Source organism: Flavobacterium sp. LS1R10, from assembly GCF_003968825.1.
Lineage (GTDB): Bacteria > Bacteroidota > Bacteroidia > Flavobacteriales > Flavobacteriaceae > Flavobacterium.
In genome coordinates, this window is the sequence record NZ_RYDH01000009.1 from 1 (window position 1) to 23,661 (window position 23,661).

The 23,661-nt window shown below is 33.8% G+C and carries 23 protein-coding genes and 1 pseudogene; 8 read left to right on the forward strand and 16 right to left on the reverse strand.

The features are described from left to right. The 3 genes and pseudogenes from EKL96_RS14240 to EKL96_RS13585 form a co-directional block, all read left to right on the forward strand. Positions 1 to 211: pseudogene (locus EKL96_RS14240) on the forward strand (hypothetical protein); the annotation flags it as partial. Positions 212 to 455: 244 nt separating this feature from the next. Beyond that, positions 456 to 953, forward strand: a complete 498-nt coding sequence (locus tag EKL96_RS13580) for a transcriptional regulator (protein ID WP_126463293.1) — start codon at positions 456 to 458, stop codon at positions 951 to 953. After that, positions 953 to 1,600, forward strand: coding sequence for a nucleotidyl transferase AbiEii/AbiGii toxin family protein (locus tag EKL96_RS13585; protein WP_126463295.1), 648 nt, complete (start codon positions 953 to 955; stop codon positions 1,598 to 1,600). Before EKL96_RS13580 ends, EKL96_RS13585 begins: the two co-directional genes overlap by 1 nt. A 290-nt stretch (positions 1,601 to 1,890) precedes the next feature. Here the strand turns inward: EKL96_RS13585 and EKL96_RS13590 are convergent, their stop codons facing one another. The 7 genes from EKL96_RS13590 to EKL96_RS13620 form a co-directional block, all read right to left on the reverse strand. Further along, entirely contained in the window at positions 1,891 to 2,814 is a 924-nt protein-coding gene (locus tag EKL96_RS13590; RefSeq protein WP_126463297.1) for a HipA domain-containing protein, read from the reverse strand. Beyond that, positions 2,807 to 3,121, reverse strand: a complete 315-nt coding sequence (locus tag EKL96_RS13595) for a HipA N-terminal domain-containing protein (RefSeq protein WP_126463299.1) — start codon at positions 3,119 to 3,121, stop codon at positions 2,807 to 2,809. Before EKL96_RS13595 ends, EKL96_RS13590 begins: the two co-directional genes overlap by 8 nt. 2 nt (positions 3,122 to 3,123) lie before the next feature. Further along, positions 3,124 to 3,333, reverse strand: coding sequence for a helix-turn-helix transcriptional regulator (locus EKL96_RS13600; RefSeq protein WP_126463301.1), 210 nt, complete (start codon positions 3,331 to 3,333; stop codon positions 3,124 to 3,126). Between the two features lie 610 nt (positions 3,334 to 3,943). After that, the gene (locus EKL96_RS13605; RefSeq protein WP_126463303.1) at positions 3,944 to 4,813 is read right to left on the reverse strand and encodes a DUF2911 domain-containing protein; all 870 of its coding nucleotides are present in this window, start codon (positions 4,811 to 4,813) and stop codon (positions 3,944 to 3,946) included. A gap of 47 nt (positions 4,814 to 4,860) precedes the next feature. Then, positions 4,861 to 5,571 carry a PepSY domain-containing protein gene (locus EKL96_RS13610; RefSeq protein ID WP_126463305.1) on the reverse strand — a complete coding sequence of 237 codons (711 nt, stop codon included), beginning with the start codon at positions 5,569 to 5,571 and terminating at the stop codon, positions 4,861 to 4,863. Between the two features lie 480 nt (positions 5,572 to 6,051). Continuing rightward, positions 6,052 to 6,906: an EamA family transporter gene (locus tag EKL96_RS13615; RefSeq protein ID WP_126463307.1), complete on the reverse strand. Its 855-nt coding sequence runs from the start codon at positions 6,904 to 6,906 to the stop codon at positions 6,052 to 6,054. Positions 6,907 to 7,056: 150 nt separating this feature from the next. Further along, positions 7,057 to 7,956 (reverse strand): MBL fold metallo-hydrolase, encoded by a 900-nt coding sequence (locus tag EKL96_RS13620; protein ID WP_126463309.1) that lies wholly within the window; start codon positions 7,954 to 7,956, stop codon positions 7,057 to 7,059. A gap of 175 nt (positions 7,957 to 8,131) precedes the next feature. Between EKL96_RS13620 and EKL96_RS13625 the strand changes: the two genes are divergently transcribed. Then, positions 8,132 to 8,758: a metal-dependent hydrolase gene (locus EKL96_RS13625; RefSeq protein ID WP_126463311.1), complete on the forward strand. Its 627-nt coding sequence runs from the start codon at positions 8,132 to 8,134 to the stop codon at positions 8,756 to 8,758. A 388-nt stretch (positions 8,759 to 9,146) separates the two neighbouring features. Here EKL96_RS13625 and EKL96_RS13630 read toward each other — a convergent pair whose 3' ends face one another. From EKL96_RS13630 to EKL96_RS14655, 5 genes are all read right to left on the reverse strand, one after another. Beyond that, a complete protein-coding gene (locus EKL96_RS13630) occupies positions 9,147 to 9,740 on the reverse strand; it encodes a 2OG-Fe(II) oxygenase (protein WP_126463313.1) in 594 nt (197 codons plus the stop codon). Positions 9,741 to 9,950: 210 nt separating this feature from the next. Further along, positions 9,951 to 11,414: a magnesium chelatase gene (locus EKL96_RS13635; protein ID WP_126463315.1), complete on the reverse strand. Its 1,464-nt coding sequence runs from the start codon at positions 11,412 to 11,414 to the stop codon at positions 9,951 to 9,953. Between the two features lie 84 nt (positions 11,415 to 11,498). After that, positions 11,499 to 12,617: a vWA domain-containing protein gene (locus EKL96_RS13640; RefSeq protein WP_126463317.1), complete on the reverse strand. Its 1,119-nt coding sequence runs from the start codon at positions 12,615 to 12,617 to the stop codon at positions 11,499 to 11,501. Positions 12,618 to 12,706: 89 nt separating this feature from the next. Next, positions 12,707 to 13,087, reverse strand: a complete 381-nt coding sequence (locus tag EKL96_RS13645; protein WP_126463319.1) for a YchJ family protein — start codon at positions 13,085 to 13,087, stop codon at positions 12,707 to 12,709. Positions 13,088 to 13,104: 17 nt separating this feature from the next. Next, on the reverse strand, positions 13,105 to 13,509 hold the full coding sequence (locus tag EKL96_RS14655; RefSeq protein WP_317125148.1) for a hypothetical protein: 405 nt from the start codon (positions 13,507 to 13,509) through the stop codon (positions 13,105 to 13,107). Positions 13,510 to 13,889: 380 nt separating this feature from the next. Here EKL96_RS14655 and EKL96_RS13655 point away from each other — a divergent pair, with 380 nt between their 5' ends. After that, positions 13,890 to 16,730 (forward strand): PAS domain S-box protein, encoded by a 2,841-nt coding sequence (locus EKL96_RS13655; RefSeq protein WP_126463321.1) that lies wholly within the window; start codon positions 13,890 to 13,892, stop codon positions 16,728 to 16,730. Then, positions 16,727 to 17,122, forward strand: a complete 396-nt coding sequence (locus tag EKL96_RS13660; RefSeq protein ID WP_126463324.1) for a response regulator — start codon at positions 16,727 to 16,729, stop codon at positions 17,120 to 17,122. Before EKL96_RS13655 ends, EKL96_RS13660 begins: the two co-directional genes overlap by 4 nt. 191 nt (positions 17,123 to 17,313) lie before the next feature. Here EKL96_RS13660 and EKL96_RS13665 read toward each other — a convergent pair whose 3' ends face one another. Next, positions 17,314 to 17,859 carry a hypothetical protein gene (locus tag EKL96_RS13665; protein ID WP_126463326.1) on the reverse strand — a complete coding sequence of 182 codons (546 nt, stop codon included), beginning with the start codon at positions 17,857 to 17,859 and terminating at the stop codon, positions 17,314 to 17,316. A gap of 196 nt (positions 17,860 to 18,055) precedes the next feature. Between EKL96_RS13665 and EKL96_RS13670 the strand changes: the two genes are divergently transcribed. Together EKL96_RS13670 and EKL96_RS13675 are read left to right on the forward strand one after the other, a co-directional pair. Next, complete coding sequence (locus tag EKL96_RS13670; protein ID WP_126463328.1) at positions 18,056 to 19,585, forward strand: S10 family peptidase; 1,530 nt, start codon at positions 18,056 to 18,058, stop codon at positions 19,583 to 19,585. A 129-nt stretch (positions 19,586 to 19,714) separates the two neighbouring features. Further along, positions 19,715 to 20,905 (forward strand): NAD(P)/FAD-dependent oxidoreductase, encoded by a 1,191-nt coding sequence (locus EKL96_RS13675; RefSeq protein WP_126463330.1) that lies wholly within the window; start codon positions 19,715 to 19,717, stop codon positions 20,903 to 20,905. Between the two features lie 259 nt (positions 20,906 to 21,164). Here the strand turns inward: EKL96_RS13675 and EKL96_RS13680 are convergent, their stop codons facing one another. The 3 genes from EKL96_RS13680 to EKL96_RS13690 form a co-directional block, all read right to left on the reverse strand. Next, a complete protein-coding gene (locus tag EKL96_RS13680; RefSeq protein WP_126463332.1) occupies positions 21,165 to 21,548 on the reverse strand; it encodes a DUF3037 domain-containing protein in 384 nt (127 codons plus the stop codon). Continuing rightward, positions 21,526 to 22,320, reverse strand: a complete 795-nt coding sequence (locus tag EKL96_RS13685; RefSeq protein WP_126463334.1) for a HipA family kinase — start codon at positions 22,318 to 22,320, stop codon at positions 21,526 to 21,528. Before EKL96_RS13685 ends, EKL96_RS13680 begins: the two co-directional genes overlap by 23 nt. A gap of 269 nt (positions 22,321 to 22,589) precedes the next feature. Continuing rightward, complete coding sequence (locus EKL96_RS13690; RefSeq protein WP_126463336.1) at positions 22,590 to 23,444, reverse strand: NAD(P)H-hydrate dehydratase; 855 nt, start codon at positions 23,442 to 23,444, stop codon at positions 22,590 to 22,592. Positions 23,445 to 23,661 lie beyond the last annotated feature (217 nt).

Here is a 23,661-nt window from a genome sequence, read left to right on the forward strand (position 1 = left end):
GGGTGTTCACTTTGCTCCGGAATCACCTGTACAGTTTAAACCGGAATGGGGTGTTCAGTTTGACCCGGAATATCCAATAGAAATATACAAATCTGCCAACAATACAATTGAACTTCAAGTTAATCTTGATAATGATACTGTTTGGCTCAATCGTCATCAATTGGCAATGTTTTTTGATAGAGATATAAAAACCATTGGAAAACCACATTAATACTATTTTTGAGGAACAAGAATTAGAAGGCGGTAGAGAAATTAAAAGAGAGATAGAGCATTACAAAAACATATAATTCAAAAAATGCGGTGAATAATCAACTTAATCACCGCATTTTTTGCAGAGAATAGGTTGTTTTTTATTTTATACCTATTCGAATATTTTTTCTTAATCAATTTTGCCAAAATACTAATTTTAGGATAGTCTTTACAATGATGTAAACAAAATTGTTTACATTTGTACTATGAATACATTAATCGAAAAATATAAAGGCATACATCCTGGGATAATATTGGAACGCTTACTTGACAAAAAAGCGATTTCACAACGTCCTTTTGCCCTTTCTATTGGTGAACATCCACAAACAATAAATGTAATCATTAAAGGCAGAAGGAAACTCAATATAGCTCTGGCTTTGAAAATTGAAGAAAAACTAAGCTTAGAAGAAGGATCTCTTGCTCTTCTACAAACCTATTTTGACATTAAGGAAGAAAAAAGTAAAGCAAAACAAAATACTCCAGACTTAACACTTTTAAGAAAATCTTTATTTTGGGATACTGATATTTCTAAAATAGACTGGCAAAAACAAAGTGTAGCAATTATTAAACGAATATTTGAACGTGGCAATGATATTGAAAAAGAAGAAATTAAACGCTTCTATAAAAATACAATCGTAAAAGCTGCACTTGAACAAAGCAATCGTAAACCGTACACTATTTACAATAATAAAGAAAGCGCATAATGTTACACTATAATACTGTAAATGATTTACTGAAAAACAGTTTACTACAATTAATGAAATCCGATGTATTCAATGATTTTAGGCTTGTAGGCGGTACAGCATTGAGTTTACAAATAGGACATAGAGAATCCATTGATATTGATTTATTTAGTGATGTAGAATATGGAACACTAAACTTTAAAGAGATTGAAGATTTTTTGAAAAGCAATTTTGAGTACGTTGATTTTTTAGATCTCCCACCTGCAATGGGAAAGGCTTATTTTATTGGAGAAAACAAAGACAATACAGTAAAATTAGATATATTTTACACTGACACTTATATTCAACCATTTATAGAAGAAGATGGTATAAGAATGGCTACTATTGAGGAAATTATTGCTATGAAAGTTGATGTTATTCAAAGAGGTGGTCGAAAAAAAGACTTCTGGGATTTACACGATTTATTAGACTCATACAGCATCATGCAAATGATAGAATTTCACGAACAACGCTATCCATATACACATGATAAAAATTTAATTATTCAAAATTTCACTAATTTTGACCAAGCAGATGATGATTTTGACCCAATTTGCTACAAAGGAAAATATTGGGAGTTTATAAAAGAAGATTTTGAAGAAATCATTCTTAAGTTAAAAAAAACATAATTTGTTTTGTCGTCTTTAATGGCTATTTCATTAAAAACAGTACTTCTTTTGTACACCTCTGCCCTTCTTAGCCCTTTAAAAACAAGGATTATTACTTATTGCATCGGGAAATAAAAGCACTTTCTTTAACTTTACTTTCTATTAGTTGACTCCCATTGATTTAGCAGTATTTTAGTTTTCTTCTATTAAGTTTAATTCATACATTTGTTACACTTCAAAAACTACCTGTTAATCAAATTTAATGAATGCGGTGAATAAGTTGCTTATTCACCGCATTTTTGCGGAGATTACTAAAACATCCCTACCCTACTTTCCAACAACTCCAAATACTTCTCTTTCATTCTATCAGTAAGAAAAGAAATTTCAAGCAGCTCCTTCCATTCAGGAGTTGCTTTTTTCATTTGTTCGAGAATACTTGCTATAATTTTTTCGTTGAGTTGTAATCTTTCCTTGCCGTAGTAATCTATAAAATCAGTTGCTCTTAAATTACTTTTTTTTCCTTTCAAAGTTAGAGCAATTTCTTCGTCAGGATTTTTAATCGCTATTGTAGAATTTAGAAAATCATAAATAGGTGTCAGTGTTGTTTTTCTATTTTTGGTAATTAGCGAAAAATTTTTCAAATGCATGTCTTCATTTCCGGTCAGATAGCAAAAAAGAATTCTTTTAAAAAAATCAGCTTTTTCAATTGCGGGAAATGAACAATATTCATCAAGTACAGGAATCAATTTTTCCATCGTAAAACGATACTTTGTGTCTCTTGTATTCCCAGTCAATTGAGCAAAATCTTCTGTTGCGAACTTATTTCCTTTACCGTAGCGGTCAAAACGTTTAATGAAATAAGACAAACTACCATCTTTGCCATATAGCATCCCGTGAAATGGCACTTCTAAACCAAACACTTTCGCCATTCGCATAGTTACATCTTCATTTTCCGGTAATTGTGGAAATAAATCATTTTGTGGCTTAATAATGTACGTTCCAAATTGGTCCACAATTTTAAATTCTTGATCCACTATTGAAATAGCCGCACTAAGCTTTGGTTGCACTCCCTGAATGGATAGCTTTTTAGCTCTATTTGCGGCTTCCTGACGAAGTTCAACAGCTGTATAAGGTAAATCATTTAAATAAGCCAGCTTAGGAGCTATCATGCGTAATCCTTTTTTACTGTACTTATCTGTACCACACAAGTCATACGTAATAGGACATCTATTCATCTTCCATCAATTTAACCGTTACTGCTCCCACTAAATCATTTCCCGTTGCTATCAGTTGAGAGAAGTAATCTTTTTTGTCAATTTTGACAATACGTAGTAATCCCTCTAACATTACACCTTCAGGTAATAGCCCTTCAAAAAACGGTGGAAAAAATGTATAGCTATATTTTTTCTGAGTTGTAGGCATAGTCAATGAAACCGCTTCGCCATCATAATTTTCATCGTACTCAAAATGATAGTCGTTAGCAGCAATTTCCGTTAAAATTCCAGCTCTTTTTCCGTGTGCAAATACAATTGCTCTTCTCATAATTATTTATTTAAAGGACTTTTGAATTCTACTTTAATATTTAGCACTCGGAGTACTGCAAAAAGATTATTCAAACGAACTGTCTCTTTATTTTTTTCAATATCAAAAACAGTGGTCTTGCCTACTCCAGCTAAGTCGGCTAGTTCAAGCTGTGTAAGTCCTGCTTTTTTTCGATGGTCTTTAATTAAAGCACCTAAATCAAAATCATTCATTATATACTGTTTTAGCGGTAAAAATATACAATTTAATAACACGCACGGCTTAAATCATTAAAAAATTTATCATTTTACTGTTATAGCAGTAAAATCATTATTAGGACGTGACATAGCATCTAATTAAAGAAACAAAAGGACGAATTACTGTTAAGGCGGTAAAATTAACTAAAATATAAATGATAAATTTGTATCAGTGTTAGACTTGAATGAAAAGCAACTTAGCTTTGTATATAACAAAATTGAAGAAAAGTTGTCAAAAGCTAAGCGATTCATTTCAATATTTTTTCCATCACAGAAAGAACGTTTTTTATCATAAAAACAAAGTATAGAACTCAGCAGTTTTTGAATGAATAAAAAATACAAATTGTTTTTACTAACACTAAAGATAGTTACTTGATCAAAATCAGGACTCCTTTTGTACACCTCTACCCTTCTAACCCCTTATAAATATAGATAAAATATCTACCATTGAATACATTAGTATGTACATAGCTATAAATGACACCACTATCATAATCGTCAATTTTTTGTACATAGTTAAACTTGATTCTTGTGTATGCTCTTCTGTTGTGTGTTTCATTTTCATAATTTTTGATTTAAAATTAATTTATTTGTTCAATAGTAACTCCATCTCTAAAATTTGTTTTTTGAGTGATTCTACACTTTTCATTTTTTTAAATTCTGCTATAGATAAAGCTTTTTTACCTGCTTCAATTGCACTTGGATAGTCTTTTAATTCCGTTGCTATTTTTTGTCTCAAATTAGGATAATAAAAATTATCTGGATCCAATTTCGCGGCTTCTAAAAGCCAAGCCACTGCTTGTTTGTAATCTCTGTTTGTACTGTAATAATAGTTTGCTGCTTGAAATAATAAATTAGCATCAAGGGTTTTTTCTTTAATGATGTTTTTATCTATTACTGTTAAAATAGTTTCATCTGCTTTACTTTTTAATGGAATTTTAATCATCAAATTTTCCCATATTATTTTTAGAAACCCCTCTCCTTTGCTGTTAATATCATTTATTTCGATTGTAAATGTTTCATAGAAATTAGATATGCTTTCTACAGGAACTGTTAAACGAAAAACATCTTTTTTGGCATCATATCCAGTTTCGCCGTGTAATGTTGTATCTGCATTTACAATTATTGTCCACTCCTTTTTAGAAGGTATTGTGAATATTGAGTAGCTACCCATTTTTAAAGTAGTATTTCCAAATACAATATCTTCGTTAGTAGTTATTAAAGTGCAATCACTAGCGCCAGTTCGCCAAAGTTTTTCAAAAGGCACTAATTCACCAAATATTTTTCTGCCTCTTGCTAGTGGTCTGCTGTAAGAAACTTTAATCATTGTGCTACCCAATTCTTGTTCAAATGATGCAGATGGACTTGCCGAAGTTAGTTTTATTTGAACTTTTTCTTGTGCCGAAATTACTAATGCTTGTAAAATAAAGAAATGTATTAGAATTATTTTTCTCATAGTTTTTGATTTTAAATTGATTTTATGGTTTGTTTTATTATGTTAAATTATTTTTTTATTTTCTTCCAGATTATTCTAACGGTAGGCGAAGAGATATACCAAAGTAAAAAACCACTTAAAACAGTTATTAACCCTAACAATGAAAATAGTCGCAAAACAATATTATTCATATTATCTCGACCTTCATAATCCATGGTATGGGTCATCCATAAAAAGTCAAACCATCGCCAATTTCTATGTCTAATCGTCTGAAAACCTCCGTCATTGACTGAAATATAAACTTTTAAATTATCCGGTTCTTGGTATGAAATAACGTAGGCAGGTAGTAAATGCTCTCTATATTCATGGTGTTTCCCTACTTCTTTAATGAGTTGTATTTCTTTTACTTTTAAACCCGATATAATGTATTTATCTGCAATTGACAATGCTTCTTTTTTAGAGATCCCATTTTTTAATTTTCCAGTTTTCGCATTATAAAGCATCTTCTCATTCACCCAATAAAAAGGTTGATTATTTATTTTCCTTAATTCGATAGATTGAATTGCTATCGAAGGATGAAGAAGTGAAGGACTAATTAAACCTGAAAACGACTCAGCAACAATTCCTTTTTTATGAAATTGCATTCCATGAATATCATCAATGTTTGACCAACTAAAATATAGTCCACTAATAGTCCACATTAAGAATTGAAGACCCAAAAATATCCCTAAATATCGGTGAGACTTCCTAATCCATTTTGCTTTTTTTCCTTTAATCATTTATCTTGTTATTTATTTATTTATTTTTGAAATTGTTAAATAAACTGAACCAACCTTGAAAATCGCATTAAACTTGCAATTATATAAAACAACATATATTTGAATATTTAGTGCTTAATTTTCTATTCCATTACACCAGTTTCGGACCAATAACTTATTGTAAGTAAGTCGAAAGTTTAAAAGTCGTAAAGTCAAAAGAATTAACTTTAAGCAAAACAGCTTTAAATCAGATTGTTACATAATTTTATCCTGATTTTAAAATACGACATTATACCATGGTTATTACTTATACGGTAAATTATAAAAAAAACAATGATTCTGTGAAATTAAATGCAAAAAATATCACTTTTTTATGCAACCTTGTTTTACGGAATTTTGATTCGACTGTAGATCCGCTTTTAGATCGGATACTTTTGCTTTAAATGCAATCAAAAAAACCAAAAATTGTATATGAAAACTCTTTTAGTTGCAACTTATTCTTTAAATGATCTGCGAGATTACGATTAAAACAATCGCTATTAAAGCCAGAAAAAGTCCAGCAAAATTCATTTTAGTTAGTTTTTCCTTAAAAATAAAAATCCCAACAAGACTTCCCATTACTATTACACCCATGTTCATACCGGCAAAAACCGTTGAAGGATTTTCAGCGAAAGCCTTATGCGCTTTTAGATAGAAGAGTATGTTTCCAAAGTTGAAAACACCTACCATACCACCAAAAATAATATTTTTGAAGTTTAATGAGACTTTAGTTATCATCACGTTATAAATAACAGCGCCAATCATAATAAACAACGCAATTCCAAAAACTACAAATAATGACGTTGTATATGGCAAAGTGGTGTGAAGGGCAATTTGCTTGAAAAGGATGTCTATAATTCCAAATCCTAATAGCACCACCGCAGGATAGATCCATTTATTTTTTGTGTTTTCAGAAGGTTTATCAAGGATTAGCAACAGCGCTGGAAATGCTGCCAAAAGCGCCGCTATTTTTAGGATAGTAAAATCCTCTTTGAAGAGTAGCCAAGCCGCTAAAATAGGAATAAACAAAGATAGCCTTTGAGCAGCATCCGTTTTTACAATCCCTACTTGTTTGATTGAAGTCGCCAAAAAAAGGAAGATTGCTGGCAACAAAACCCCAAGAGAAACATAAATTCCCCAAGGTGCTAAAGTGCCAATATTGGTAAGATCCGGACTGAAGAAAAAATAACAAAGAATAAGCGCAAATACATAATTCCAAGCAACAATTTGAATAGGACTGACTTCATATCCGCGAGCCATTTTAAACAACACTCCCACAGTGACACTGCAAATAATACTTAAAACAAGAAATAGCATAGCGAATTTTTAGAGGGTAAAACTACCATTTATTGTCTTTCCTTTTGCTCTTTTATGAAAGTATTGAAAGTAATATTTCCAGAACAAGAATAGTACGCATCCGGTTTCAGTAGTACAAAAGGAGAATTTAGCCATCAAATTATGGCAATCTTAAATCCTTCCTTGTTCTTTGAGTTTCCAATACCGCAATAAACCATTTACAGACATCCAGCTTGGATTAGCAAACTCATAGGTTTGAATTTCTTCCGCATCGAGTCCTTTGTCCAAAAACTGCTTTCTGGTGTATTCCATAAATTGAGGAACTATACTTTCTGGCGGAGTTTGATTGTCATAAAAAGGTTTGATAAAACTAGCCCAATCATCCAGAACTATTTCTAATCCTGATAGTAATTCATCCGGATTTTTTTGAAAATCAAAATGTGTTAAATACAAGGCTCTGGGCTTTAAATCTTTTAATTTTCTAAGGGATTGTTTCCATAATTCAATATTAATATCCGGGGGAGGACAAGGAGGAACAACGGGACCATCTCCTATTTTTACTCCGGCCACATCCCCAGTGAATATCACATCCTCAATTTGATACGCATTATGATGCACAGCATGACCCGGTGTATACCATACTTTTATTTGAACATCTCCCAAGTCTACAACATCACCGTCCGTAACCCCAATCAATTGTTGCTCAGGTATAGATTCCATTTTCCCCCAAAGAAGCTCCATCTTATCGGTATAGATCATTTTGGCCGAATTCCATAATTTTTCTGGATTAGCTAAATGTGGAATTCCAATGGGGTGTACGTATATTTTAGCGCCATTTTGTGCCAATTTCCATGCTGCTCCGGCATGGTCAAAATGAATGTGCGTCAGGAATACATGCTGAATATCTTTGATCTCATACCCTATCTTCTGGATTCCTTTTTCAAGATACTCCCAAGTAGATTCCGGTCCGGTTTCGATAAGTATCGGACCTTTTTCGGTTTCAATTAAAAAAGCACCAATAGAATGTTTTTCGGATTGAAAGTGTAAATCAATAGTATGAATTTTATACATAGCTTGGTTTATTTATTATGGGACAAGATAGCACATATTTATTTTAAAATCTCTACTGATCAGTATAGTTTTATTTTAAGATACTTTTTCAAGTACAATAAAAAAAAGTGTAATTCACACCAAAAATTTACTACTGGTCATCAAGATATCTATTGATTTCAGCTACTTTTACAGAATGGATTCTTTTACTCAAGTTGCTTTAGGAATTGCCATTGCCGAAGTATGCGCAGGCAAAAAGCTCAAAAATAAAACAATTTTATATGGTTCAATTCTGGGCACAATTCCCGATTTAGATATTGTAGTGGGATTGTTTTTAAATCCTGTAGATGCCATCCTGATTCACCGTGGCATCAGTCATTCTCTTTTTCTTTTTCTATTTTTATCGCCTGTTTTGGGTTGGATTATTTCAAAAATAGAAAGAGATAAAATCAACTTTTTTCAGGCAACTCGTATGGCGTTTTGGTGTTTGTTTACCCATGTGTTATTGGACATGTTCACTTCTTGGGGTACACAAATTTTATGGCCTTTAGACTATAGATTTGCGTTAAAAACCATTTTTGTAATTGACCCGTTGTACACCATTCCACTAATTATTACATTGATTGTGACTTGGAAAACAAAAAACGCAGTACTTCGCAAAAAATATATAATTAGAGGATTATCCATCAGTAGTGCGTATCTCCTTTTGTCCTGTTTTATAAAAGTATATGCCTTGAACCAATTTGAAAAAGCATTAACAAAACAAAAAATTCAGTATTCTGAAATCATCGTAAAACCCACCGCTTTCAACCTCATTTTGTAGAATGCTAACGTAGCCACAGCAAACAATTACGCATTAGGCGACTACTCTCTTTTTGACACGCAACCCATTTTATTTACTGCTTATAGCAAAAATAAATTTCTAGAATCGCAGCTAAAAGGAAATTCAGATTTTGAAAAACTAAAAAAAGCGAGCGAAGGCTGGTATATTATTTCTAATAAAAATAAATCTTTATATTTCAATGATTTGCGCTTTGGACTGTTAAATGACGATTCAAAAAACCCTCAATTTGCTTTCAGCTATCAATTTATTGCAAGCAAAACAGAACTAAAAGCGGTTGAAGTTCCTAAAAACAAAAGGGACGGAAAGCGATTACTTCAAAAAATAGTTACGCGGATAAAGGGAAACTGAGTATTTTTTTTTAGAAATATTAATCACTCTTCAACCATCCCGTAATACTCATTCTGGTATTTTGGGTGACCAAAACTTCATGAACTAATTCGTCACTCTTAAAGAAAACTGTTTTACCTTGAGTTGGGGCTATTTTTTGATTGTTATTAGCTTGATGAATCAGCAACTCACCACCGTCACTTTCTTGCCAATTGCTGTTCAGATAACTGATCATAGAGTATTTTCGGCTGGGATTATTCTTGAATTGATCCAAATGTTTGAGATAAAAATCGCCCGATTCATACAACGAATAATGAAATTCATATCCCGTTATTCCAGCATAACAACTTTCATTCAAATAAATAATAAAAGCTTCTATTTGAGCAAAAAACTCATTTTCGAATGCGTTGTTGTGTTTTTTATCCAACCAATAAATGGAATCGCTTCGTATTGCACCATCATAAGAAACCTTTTCTGCGTTACCAATTCCTGCTTCCGTCAACAGACTATTTTGGTTTAAAACAATCAAATTTTGTTTTAGATTATTAGCTAAATCGGTACTCAAAAAATGTTCGGATATGCCTACCTTATTTTCAATATAAGTAGCAATCAAGGCTTCAAAGCTATTTTCCATGTCTTTCTTTTTGACTGCTTAGACGGTCAATGAGGCAAGGTAGACTAATAAAAATCAGTAACGCCGATAAAGAAATAAATAAATGGGATGCTTATTTTATTCTCTAGAAAAAACGCCAAAAATACATCAATTTTCAAACAAAAAAGTCATTTAAGGAACTACACAATAGTGATTCCTTAAATGACTTATAGTGTAAAAAACGTATGTTATTTACAATTTACTAATAAAGCTTCCGTAAATATCCTTGAACTGATACCCTTTAGAAAAACGGTCTTTGCTTAGTTTTTTATATTCAACCAATCCCCAAAGAATAAATTCCTTCATGAAAAATTTATCTTCTTTTTCCAGTTGCGGTTGGTATTTTTTGATTAAAATTTCAAGAGGAACAATACTTCCTAATATTCTTTCGTATTCTTCATCAGAACAATCGTCTGATAATTCGAAACCACTTTCGGCAAAAAACCATTCGATGATATCCGTGTAGGCATTTTTGACACCTTCTTTCTCTAATTTTTCGATTTTTGGAAAATATGCAGGGAAAAAAGTATGGATCGCATCGCCCAATAAATGTTGTGCTACAGCGGCGGCTCCCTCCTGCTCTCCTTCGTAAACCAATTCGACTTTTCCGGTAATAGCAGGAATAATTCCCATAAAATCAGACAATCGCAACGTTGTTTTATCTACTCCGGATTTCAAAGCCCTTCTTTCTGCAGTACTTAATAAGTTCTCAAAAGCGGTAATACTCAATCTGGCACTCACCCCACTTTTGTTATCAATATATTCGCTTTCTCTTGCTTCAAAACTGATTTGTTCTAATAAATCTCTCGCTAACGAAGGCACGTAAACCATATTGTTTTGTGTGGCGTCCAGTTTTGCTTCCTGCTCTGTAATGGTTCTGGCAATTTTAATGGTTTCCGGGTAATGTGTCAGGATTTGAGAACCTATCCTGTCTTTTAATGGGGTTACAATACTCCCACGATTCGTGTAATCTTCTGGATTTGCTGTAAATACAAATTGCAGATCAAGGGGCATTCTCAATTTGAATCCACGAATCTGGATATCGCCTTCCTGCAAAATATTAAATAGTGCTACTTGGATTCTCGCCTGTAAATCCGGTAATTCGTTGATAACGAAAATACAACGATTCGCTCTTGGAATCATCCCAAAATGGATCACACGATCATCCGCATAGGACAGTTTTAAATTTGCTGCTTTAATTGGATCGACATCTCCAATCAAATCTGCAACGGTTACATCCGGCGTAGCTAATTTTTCGAAAAAACGGTCGCTTCGGTGTAGCCAGGAAATGGGAGTTGCATCGCCTTTAGTTTCAATAATATCTTTGGCAAAACGAGAAATGGGCTGCAACGGATCGTCATTAATCTCGGAACCTGTCACAAACGGAATGTATTCGTCCAACAATTCGATCATTTTGCGCGCCAATCGGGTTTTGGCTTGACCACGAAGCCCTAATAAATTGATGTTGTGACGCGACAAAATAGCACGTTCTAGTTCCGGAATTACGGTATCTTCAAAACCGTGAACACCTTCAAAAGTTGGTTGTCCTGATTTAATTTTATTTCTTAAGTTCGTACGCAACTCATCTTTGATGTTTATACTTTTGTAACCTGATTTTTTTAATTCTCCGAGAGTTTTTATATTTTCTATTTTCATATTGCTTTTAAAATTGTTATTATTGTTAACTGTCAATTTGTTCTTGACTGCGCTCGAACTGACAACTGAGACTGTGACTAATTACTATTTTATTCTCTTTTTACGATTGGTTTCATAATCCTCAAAAATCATTTCACCCAGTCCTTTTAATCCGGTATAAAATGCTTTTCCTTGATTTGATTCGGTGAATTTATTGACGAATTTTTGCAAATACGGATCATTCGCAATCATAAATGTGGTGATTGGAATGTGTAGTTTTCGGGCTTGCTGCGCCTGATTGTAGCATTTATCCACAATATATTCGTCGAGTCCGTTACTGTTCATATAATAGGAACCGTCTTTTTCGCGGACACAACTTGGCTTCCCATCGGTAATCATGAAAATTTGCTTGTTGGTGTTTCGTTTCCTGCGCAGAATATCCATGGCTAGTTGTAAACCGGCAACTGTATTGGTGTGGTAAGGGCCCACTTTTAAATACGGTAGATCCCGAATTGCAATGGTCCAAGCGTCGTTTCCAAAAACCAGAATATCTAAAGTATCTTTTGGATAACGTGTCGTAATCAATTCAGCAAGAGCCATTGCTACTTTCTTGGCGGGAGTAATTCTATCTTCACCGTACAAAATCATACTGTGGCTGATGTCGATCATCAAAACAGTACTCATCTGTGATTTATATTGCGTTTCTTCGACAACTAAATCATTTTCGGTCAACATAAAATCTGCTACTCCGTTATTGATTTGGGCATTGCGTAAACTTTCGGTCAAGGAAATTCGTTCGAGTCCGTCACCAAAATGAAATTCCCGAAATTCCCCGGTATGTTCGTCACCGTTTCCGGAATGTTTAGTCTTGTGATTGCCGCTTCCGGAGCGTTTCAGATTACCAAAAATATTGTCCAAGGCTTGTTGCCGAATGGCACGCTCCGTCTTGGCAGTAATACCAATTCCAGCAGTTCCATCCTCTTTAAGTTCATCGCGGATGTATCCTTTTTTCTTTAAATCTTCAATAAAATCATCAATACTGTAGTGTTCATCAGTGAGTTTATATTCTTTGTCCAATTCCCGTAACCAGTCGATTGCTTCATCAAAATCTCCTGAAGTATGTGTAATTAATTCTTTAAAAATACCAAAGAGCTTATCAAACGGAGACTGAAAGGGGGCTTCGTATTGCTTGAAATAAAAACCTTTTTTAGTGTCATTTTTCATAGCCAATAAAATTACACCAATAAAAAATGTATGCTATACAAACATTTATTAATTTTTAGTTAAAAACGATAAAGTCCAAAAAAAGCTACCTAAAAAAATTGTCCGTCCACATAAAACCAACATCCATTTTCAAGTTTGAAAGTAGAAAATTCATGATGAATTTGTTTATGAAGTTTGGTGTCTAAAAAATGAGCTTTGAATTCTACCGTGTTCTCTGTGGATTCTATAATTTCCAATTGCTGCCATTTATTTGAGGTGGCCCAATTTAGAATTTCAGATTTTGAATGCTGCTTTCTCACCGTAATATGGGTCGTGGCTAACAAATAATCTACTTGATGCGTTGCATAAGCTGAATATCTGGAACGCATTAAAGACTCCGCAGTAGTCGCTTTTTTTACTCCATTAATAATGGGTTCACAACAATCCTGGAAATTTTTATCAAAACCGCAATAACATTTATTTTTGATCATTCTTTGATAAAATTCGTTTAAATGGATTCGGTTGCCTGTCCATTTAACCCTACTATTTTTTGATGCAACTGGTTCAACAAGACTTGATAGCGGCTTATCTCCATTAGGTCTTCATCCTCTTCGGCAAAATCCAGGAGTTCATCTAATTGCTCGCTAACTTCTGCTAATTTAGTATTGGCTTCCCGGGCATTTTTTTTAGCAATAAAATCTATTATTTGCTGAACGCCACTTTTTACTTCGCTAAATTTATTTTTTTCCATGATGTAGTTACATTGTTTTTCTGAAGCCTTATCTTCATTAAATTTTTTAGTGATTTGCTTTAGTTTTTCCTTGCGCAGCATTTCAGCTTGTTTTAATTTATCCTGCGCTTTGTGCAACTTATCGTTGTGTTTTTTAATATTTTTTTCGTTATTTCTACTCATGCTCTTGCGCTCTAAATTATCAAATGTTGAATCAATTTTTCGATTCAAAAACTACTGCAAAGTTCGGTTTAATTATTGAAATTAAAATTGTTTTTAGTTTGATAGTGCTTCTTTTAATTGTCAACAGGCTACTTTACGCTTTAAATTTTCAAATGGGCTTTGAAATATCTTCTCCGTAGTGTACTTTTTTTTTGCGAAAATCATTTTTTTTTGATATCAAAGATTATGAGGCATATACTGTAAATACACTAAAAAACATATAAAACACAAAAATTAATACTGCAACTAAATCCAAAAAAAAAATATACTTTAATCTTTATTTTTTATATATTTATTTTTTTAATGATATTGCCCCAAAAACCTACTAAAAATACTACATAATGTCTAAAAAAAAACATAATAAATTCATCCGATGGTTTATAGACAAGCCCAGGACAATGGGCTTCATGACATTTCTCATTTTAAGTTGTCTCACTGGTTTCATCGTTTGGCAGCAATACCAACTAATAAAAGAAGATGAACAACGCGAAATGAATACTATTCTTCATTTTGTTCGTCAAAACATTCATCAATCGCTTAAAAACTGTTACACTTCAACGTTAACATTAGCACTGACCATCAATGACAAAGGTGTTCCTGAAAATTTTGATTCCGTAAGTAAAAAACTGATTGAAACAAATACCAACATCAGTGCAATTTTGCTGATTCCTAATGGAATAATTAAGTACATCTATCCTTTAAAAGGAAATGAAGCATCCTTAGAATTAAATGTTTTAACAGCACCCCATCAAAAAAAGGAATCTTTAAAATCTATAAAAACCCAAAAAATGTATTTTGACGGGCCTTTGAAATTAAAACAAGGCGGAATGGGAATTATAGGACGGTTTCCAGTATTTGAAAACAATAAATTTTGGGGATTTTCAGCCATTATCATTACATTAGAAACTTTTTTAGAAACTTCAGGGATAACAGATATTGATGATTCTAAATATTACTTCCAGTTTTCAAAATTTGATATTGAAAAACAAAAAGAAATTTTCTATTTGCCCATTAGAACTAAATTTTCAAAAAATTATACTATTTCAACTTCTATTCCGGATGGCAACTGGAAATTATATCTGATATCAAAACACGAGAATTACCTCTGTCCTCAAATTTTAATTCCTGGAATTATTGGTGTATTTTTTGCTGCGCTTTTTGGTGTTTTACTATTTATAGTACTGAAAATACCAAAAGAATTGCAGTCTCTTGTAAATGCTCAGGCCACAAAATTATTGAATTCTGAAATAAAATTTGAAGCCATATTTGATCAGGCACCTGTAGGAATAGCGCACATAAATTCCTTAACCGGTAATTTTATTGAAATCAATAACCAATATTGCCAATTATTAGGATATTCTGAAAAGGAAATGAAACACTTAAATTTCCAATCAGTAACGCACCCCGATGATTTAGAACATGATTTAATAAAACTTGAAAAACTCCGGAATGGTGAAATTACTGAGTATTCAGTGGAAAAACGGTATTTTACAAAAACTGGTACTATCCTTTGGGTCAATCTTACGGTATCAGCACTCTATAAAAAAAATAAAAAAGCATCCACTAATATCGCTATTATAGAGGATATTTCAATAAAAAAAGAAGCGGAGCAATTAATCAAAAAAAGTGAAGACCGGTTCAAAAGCCTTTTTCTGGACTCTCCATTACCTCTTAGAGAAGAGGATTTTTTAGATGTTAAAAAATATCTGGAGGAATTAAATTTGTTTGGGGAAAACAAAGAAAAGGTAACAGAATATTTCAACAATAATCCCGCAGTTGTTGACAAATGTCATTCTTTAATTAAAGTTATCAATGTTAACAAAGCTAACTTGTTGCTTTATAAGGTTTCCTCATTAGAGGAATTAATAAGTATTAAAGGAGAATTGTTTAATATGAAGTCCAGAGAAGATTTCATAAAAAATTTGGTCTCAATCACTCAATATAACAAACAATTTATTATTGAAACCGTAATAAAAGATTCAGAAGGCAAATTACGGGACATTAACTTAAGATGGAATGTTATTCGTGGTTATGAAAAAACATTTGAACGAATCATTGTTTCCACACAAGACATTACTGATCGTAAATACTCTGAAAAAATAATTATAGATTCCCAACAAAGAATTAAATCGCTGATCAATACCATTGACGGAATTGTTTGGGAATGCGGTGTTACTGATCTTACTTTTAAATTCATTAGTCAGAAAGTTGAAAACATATTAGGTTATACCCCTGAAGAATGGCTTAAAAGCCCTACTTTTTGGAGTGACCATCTCTATTTAGAAGATAGTGAATGGGTTCAGAATTATTGTACTATACAAATAAATGACAAGGCAGACCTTGATTTTGAGTATCGGATGGTTGCCAAAAATGGGGATGTAGTTTGGCTGCGTGACATCGCAAATGTTGTCATTGAAAATGGTAAAGTAGCAAGATTACAAGGCATTATGATTGATATTACTAAAACAAAAGAAGCTGAAAAAGAGTTAAAATCATCCTTTACTCTTGTTACGGAACAAAATAAAAGATTGCTGAATTTTTCTTATATCGTTTCTCATAACTTAAGATCACATACTAGCAATATTACTTCAATTATAGGATTAATCACCTCCTCAGAATCCGAAGAAGAAAGAGCAGAAATGATGGAACTTTTAAAAACAGTCTCTAGTTCGCTGAACGAAACCATGTTACACCTGAATGAAGTCGTAAACATAAGCACAAATATTGGTTTAGTATCCGAACCTTTGAACCTAAAACAGTACATTCAGATAACACAAAATGTACTTTCGGAACAAATTATGGCCCATGAAGTCACTATTATTTCAGCCATTTCAGATCAAATAATGATAAATTATAATCCGGCTTATCTGGAAAGCATACTTTATAATATTATTTCAAATTCTATTCGTTACAGACATCCCTCGCGAAAACCCATCATAAAAATTACTTTGGTTATAGAAAACGAGATGAAAGTCCTTCAAATTTCGGATAACGGCATTGGGATTGATCTGGTTAAAAATGCCGATAAAATTTTTGGAATGTACAAGACCTTTACCCCTAATTCTGATTCAAAAGGAATTGGATTGTTTATTACTAAAAATAAAATTGATGCTATGGGAGGAAATATCACCGTGGAAAGTGAACCCGATATTGGAACAACATTTAAAATCTATATTCAATGACAAAAAAAGCAATCTGGATAGTCGATGATGATGCCATTTACCAAATTATCGTAAATAAAATAATTCAAAGGTCCGAAATATTTTCGAGGGTTTCATCATTCAAAAATGGAAAAGAAGCAATTGACCATCTTCATATTGCTGTAGAAAATAATGCTGCACTTCCGGATATCATTTTATTGGATATTAATATGCCAATAATGGACGGCTGGGAATTTATGGAAGAAATGGGACTTATAAAATCTTTATTTGATAAACAAATCATTGTGTATATCGTGAGTTCCTCCATTGCAGTTGAAGATAAAAACAAATCTAAATCATATGAAAATATTCTGGGATACCTGTCTAAACCTATCACTACTAATGATTTATTATTGATTTCTTTATGTGATTAAAAACACGAAGCAGTCTATTAAGTAAGTCGAAAGTTTAAAAGGCGTAAAGTCAAAAGAATTAACTTTAAGTAAAACGACTTTAAATCAGATTGTTACATAATTTTATCCTGATTTTAAAACACGACATTATACTATGGTTATTACTTAAAAGGCGAAAAATCAAGATTTTTCAGATGATTCCGTGGCTGGCATCAAATAAATTCTTTTTTTATTTCCTCTAACGTTTTAGTGGTAAAAATTAATTGATTGATAATTTTCTCTCTCAAAAGATCAATATCGTCGCAATCAAAATAGTTAGCCCACGAAGTCAGATTGAATAAATTCCGGATCTGCTTGATGCGTTTAGTGGTTTCAAAACTGGTTCTCAAGATCGCTTTTTTATCATACTTTGGATTATTTCTGTGTTGGTAATTGACTGTTTTCTTTAGATAATTTGCTTCTAAATAATAGAGTTCTTCTATAGCATTATCTGGATAAAAACGATCCCAAGAAGCATAACCCAATTTAATTTTAGAAATTGTTTCTGGTTCTAAAGGTTCTAATCGCCATTTGCTATTAGCTAATCGTCCCCAATGATTGGACAACCGATACATTCCCGTTTTAGTATAATAATATTTACTGCCCGATTTGCTGTCATACTGAATTTTCAATCCATTTATAGCATCAATAGAAATTTCATCAAATACACAGAAAGTATTTTTGAAAGAATTAGGGTTGGGACGAAAAATTTTATCCATGATGCAAAGGTAATCAGAAAATCAGGGCAAACACAACAGTTATTTGATTCCTATTCCAGGTGCTTGAATGACAGGTCAAACGCATTAAAATCATAATTCTGCATTCTTTTATAGATGCTCCAATAAAAAACAATACATTAGTGAAATTAAATTTTATCAAAAATTGTTGTTAAAAACACCTCAAACCGATCTCTTTATGAAAAAAACAGTACTATCGTTGCTCTTAGTTGGATTTTTTACGACAATGCATGCCCAACCATCAAAAACACCAGCAGCTACTCCTGCTCCAAAAGAAGAATATTCAGCTGCAAATCTTATTTTCAATCCGGATTCGCAGGTCATAACAGAACACAGCACAACTATCAAAGGTCAAAAAGTGCCTTACAAAGCCACAACTGGGACGATGCCGGTTTGGGATGAGGATGGAAAAGCAATTGCCGGATTATTTTACACGTATTATGAGCGTTCTGATGTAAAAGATCGTGCTGCCCGCCCTTTAGTCATCTCCTTTAATGGCGGTCCAGGTTCCGCTTCGGTTTGGATGCAGATTGCCTATACGGGTCCCACTTTAATTAATATTGATGATGAAGGCTATCCCTTACAGCCTTATGGAATCAAGGAAAATCCATATTCGATATTGGATGTTGCCGATATTGTTTTTGTAAATCCTGTTAATACCGCCTATTCAAGAGCAACAAGTAAAGAAATACCAACCACTAAATTCTTTGGTGTAAATGCCGACATTAAATACCTTGCTGATTGGATTAATGGATTTGTATCCCGAACCAATCGTTGGGCTTCACCCAAATATCTCATTGGTGAAAGTTATGGTACTACGCGTGTTTCCGGATTGGCACTAGAATTACAAAACAGTGAATGGATGTATTTGAACGGCGTTATTTTAGTATCTCCAACTGAATTGGGAATCACTCGTGGAGTCGCTTCTGAAGCAGCACTGAAACTGCCTTATTTTGCTGCTACGGCTTGGTTCCATAAAAAATTACCTGCTGATTTACAGAACAAAGATTTAACGGATATGCTGCCTGAAGTAGAAGAATTTACCATAAATGAACTGCTTCCCGCAATGAGCAAAGGAGGCGCATTGGACGATCAAAAAAGAAAAGAAATGGCGTCCAAAATTGCGCGCTATTCCGGGCTTTCGGAAAAAGTGGTTACACAAAATAATTTAGATGTTCCCTATGATTATTTCTGGAAAGAATTGTTGCGCGATCAAGGATTTACCGTAGGAAGATTAGATTCTCGTTACAAAGGAATTGACCGTAAAACCGCTGGTGACAGTCCTGATTTTAATGCCGAACTTACTTCTTGGCTCCACTCCTTTACTCCTGCCATCAATATGTACTTGCGCAATAATTTGAATTACAAAACCGATTTCAAATACAATATGTTTGGTTCTGTGCGGCCTTGGGATGATTCCAATGATAAAACTGGAGAAAACCTGAGACAAGCCATGGCTCAAAATCCGTATTTGCATGTAATGGTTCAGTCCGGCTATTATGACGGGGCTTGTGATTATTTCAACTCGAAATACAACATGTGGCAAATGGATCCAAGCGGAAGACTAAATGACAGAATGTCCTGGAAAGGTTACAGAAGCGGGCACATGATGTATTTGAGAAAAGTAGATTTAGAAACTGCCAACGAGGATATCAGACAATTTATAAAACAGTCCTTGCCGAAAGCCGGAGAGTCGGCAAAATATTAGTGGATAAAAAATTTCTAAAAAGGCTGTTCAAAATAATTTTGAACAGCCTTTTTTATTTTTTACATATACATTGGCTAATATAAAATACGTAACGGCATTTATGGGAAAAACAAAACCTATTTTTGTGACGTGAAAAAATCAGTTTCAATTATTGGAGGAGGACCCGCAGCACTTATACTGGCTGCATTATTGGATTGTGAGAAATTCAAGGTTACAGTCTACGAAAAAAACAAAACACTGGGAAGGAAATTTTTGGTGGCCGGAAAAGGGGGATTTAACCTCACCCATTCGGAACCCATTGCTGAATTGATTGCACGCTATACACCACCTCATTTTTTGGAAAAAGCATTGCTTGATTTTGATAATGAAGACTTTAGACAGTGGATAGATACCATCGGTATCCCAACCTATATTGGCAGTAGCAAACGAGTATATCCTGAAAGTGGCATCAAACCCATAACAGTACTCAACGCAATTCTGGCTGTTTTGACTAAGCAAGGGGTCGCTATTCAATACCAACACACCTGGACGGGCTGGAGGAACAAAGATGACATCGTTTTCAATACAGATACAGCAATAAAATCCGACTACACCATTTTTGCCCTGGGCGGTGGTAGCTGGAAGATCACCGGTTCTGATGGTGCCTGGCTAGATTTATTTGCAAGGAAAAATATTCCTATCGTTGCTTTTCAATCTTCGAATTGTGCGTATCGGGTGAACTGGCCGGAAGATTTCATCTTGGAACATGAAGGCAGTCCGCTTAAAAATATTGCGATTAGCTGTTTGAATAAAAGACAAAAAGGCGAAGCGGTTATCACACGTTTCGGTTTAGAAGGAAATGCTATTTATGCACTTAGTCCACACATTCGGGAAGAATTGGAAAGTCAACAAAAAGCTACAATTTTCCTAGATCTCAAACCAACCTTATGTCATGAAGATTTGCTTGACAAAATTAGAAAATCAACTTTTAAAAAGACGAGCGAAACATTACAGAAAGAAGTAAAATTGAGTCCCGCTCAAATTGGACTTTTGAAAAAATACCTTTCGAAAGAAATCTACTTGAATCCAGAATTATTGGCTCAAAATATTAAAAAATTAAGCCTCGAAATTACCGGTGCTGCGTTATTGAACGATGCGATATCAACGACAGGCGGTATCCAACTGAATGCTGTGGACGAAAATTTTCAACTAAAAGATAAAAAAAGTAATTATTGCATTGGTGAAATGCTCGACTGGGATGCACCTACCGGAGGCTATCTCTTGCAAGCTTGTTTTAGTATGGGGATGCATCTTGCGCGTCATCTGAACAGTCTTCCTTAATTTTTTTACAATATTTTCCTTAACTATTACCTAGTAAATCACGCATCAACGTTTTTAAAAAATTAGCCACAGATTCACAGATTAAAAATAGATTTTTGGTAAAAAAATATTTATCACAAAATATATAAATCTGTGAATCTGTGGCAAAAAAACCTTGGTATGTTTATCGGACAATCGTAACTTTAAATATTACTATTGTAAATTGGCTAAAAGTATTTTTGATTGCAAAATGACTTTACACAATAGTTTTAAAATTCATTTACAATATCATTTCTTCAAATAAACGCTGGGTTGTTTGTTCCAAATCATCACACAATCCTGGATGTGGTCTTGAGGTTTGAATGGCGGAACTGCGAAGTGCTGTCAACCAACGGAAACGCGATGGAATATCAAATTGTCCTATTGGTCCTCCTAATTTTTCGCCATGCGCTACTTTGGCAAATGCCAGTATATTTAAATGCAATTGTTCTATATCCAAATCATCCGAAAAAACTTGGAGTTTGGATTCATTTACTGCATACAAAACCTTGATGAATTTTGCTTTTTTACAAAACAGAATAATACCCACATTGAGGAATTCTTCGCGTTCTACCCTAGGCACAACCCGGATTACGGCATACTCATATAAGTGCTTTTCTTGCATTTTGTGCTTCGTTTATAAAAATTTCGGAATGGTTCAAACGTGTTATTAAAAACTGAAAATAGACTTCCCGAATTGCATCCGGAGTTTCATCGGTATCTTCCCAATGGAGCCATACTTCCGGAATCAGATTCACGATATTTTGCAATACATCGTCTGTCATTATTTTTTTGAATGCTACATCAGTTTCTATTAATAAAGAAGCCTGAGGCAACAAAACATGGTCTTTAATCAGTGCAAAAGGACTTTGTGCTTGCTTTTCCCAATTGGTCCACGAATGATGAAAATAAAGACTTGCGCCGTGATCAATAAGCCATAATTCTTTATGCCAGATCAACATATTGGTGTTTCTAAAGGTTCTGTCCACATTGGTGATAAAAGCATCTAACCAAACAATTTGGGAAGCTAGTTTTGGGTTAACCAACGTGACAACAGGATCAAAATTTATGGCTCCCGATAAATAATGCAAAGCTAAATTCAGACCCTGACTCCCTTGAAGCAAGTCCTGAATTTCTTCGTCGGCTTCACTGCGGCCAAAAGCTTCGTCGAGATTTGCAAAAACGAGTTCCGGCATTTTCAAGTTTAATACACGAGCAATTTCTCCACCGATTAATTCGGCAATTAAGGCTTTTACGCCATGTCCAGCACCTTTGAATTTCAAGACATATTTAAAATCATCATCGGCTTCAGCGAGCGCAGGCAAAGAACCGCCTTCCCGCAGCGGAGTGATGTATCGCGTAACATTTACGGTTCTAAGATGGGGTGTTTTTTCCATAATCGAATTGGATAAAGCTATTTTGCTTGGATACAAACTTACAAATAAGTAGAAGAATTTAGTATCTATTTTGCAGAATGATTGCTAACAATCTGGCTTCTACTCCAGGAAAAATCTCATGAAGAATATTTTCATCACTAAACTATATTGATAATAAATTGAACAAATGAGCTATTCATAAAAAAATTACCGGAAACTACAATGATATTCCTCCCTCGTCGGAATGACAAAAGGAAAAGAAATAAAATGAAATGGTAAAAGACAAAATACTACTCCAAGTTTTTTATACTCAAAAAAGCTTTTCCAATATTCGCAATTACATCTGAAGCGATAAAAGATTGATAGCCCGTTTCTGGCAAGGCAATATCCGCGGTTAATCCGTGAAGATACACGCCAAGAATTGCGGCACTAATGGGTTCATAGGCTTGTGCCAAGAGACTTGTAATCATTCCCGTCAAAACATCACCCGTTCCAGCGGTTGCAAGCGCAGCATTTCCGGTGGTATTTTCGTAGAAAGTTTTACCATCAATGATTCGGGTGGGTGCGCCTTTCATAACGATTATAATTTCGTGTTGTTTGGAGAAAGAGATTGCTTTATTCATTTTTTCTTCTTCGAAATGCCATTTTCCAATTAATCGTTCCAGTTCTTTGGGATGTGGCGTTAAGATTGTTTTGGGCGGTACTAAAGAAAACCATTCTTTGTTTTGGGATAAAATATTCAGTGCATCGGCATCGATCACTAAAGGCGTTTTATTTGTTTTTAAAAACTGATGCAGCGCATTTTGGGTTTCTACGGCCTGACCCAATCCAGGACCAATTCCGATGGCTTGTGGTGTAATGTCGAAAGTAATATTGGAAATTGATTTCTCCTGATTGTCAGTTAAAACCATGACTTCTGGGATTGAAATTTGTAAAATATCGTACCCACATTTCGGAATAAAAACCGTGACTAATCCGCAACCGGTTTTCAAAGCCGCTTTAGAGGATAAACTCACTGCTCCTATTTTGCCGTAACTTCCGCCAATTATTAAAGCATGTCCCTGAATACCTTTGTGGGTATGTTTGTCTGGTTGTTTGAAGCGTTTTAGAATTTCTTTTTGGTCAATATAAATAGGATTCGTCATGGAAATTTATTTGTTTAAAATTACGAATTTAATAGGATACAAATTCGTTATTTGAACCGAAATTCCCTAGCCCTGATTATAACGGAAATCCTTATTATATGCCTTTTTGGCAAATAATAAGATTACAGTGAAAAGCAGGAAATAGCTCCTAAAAATACTTATTACAAATCCTACAGTACAGATTGTTCCGAAAACGTTTGAAACTTTAAACTTTGCT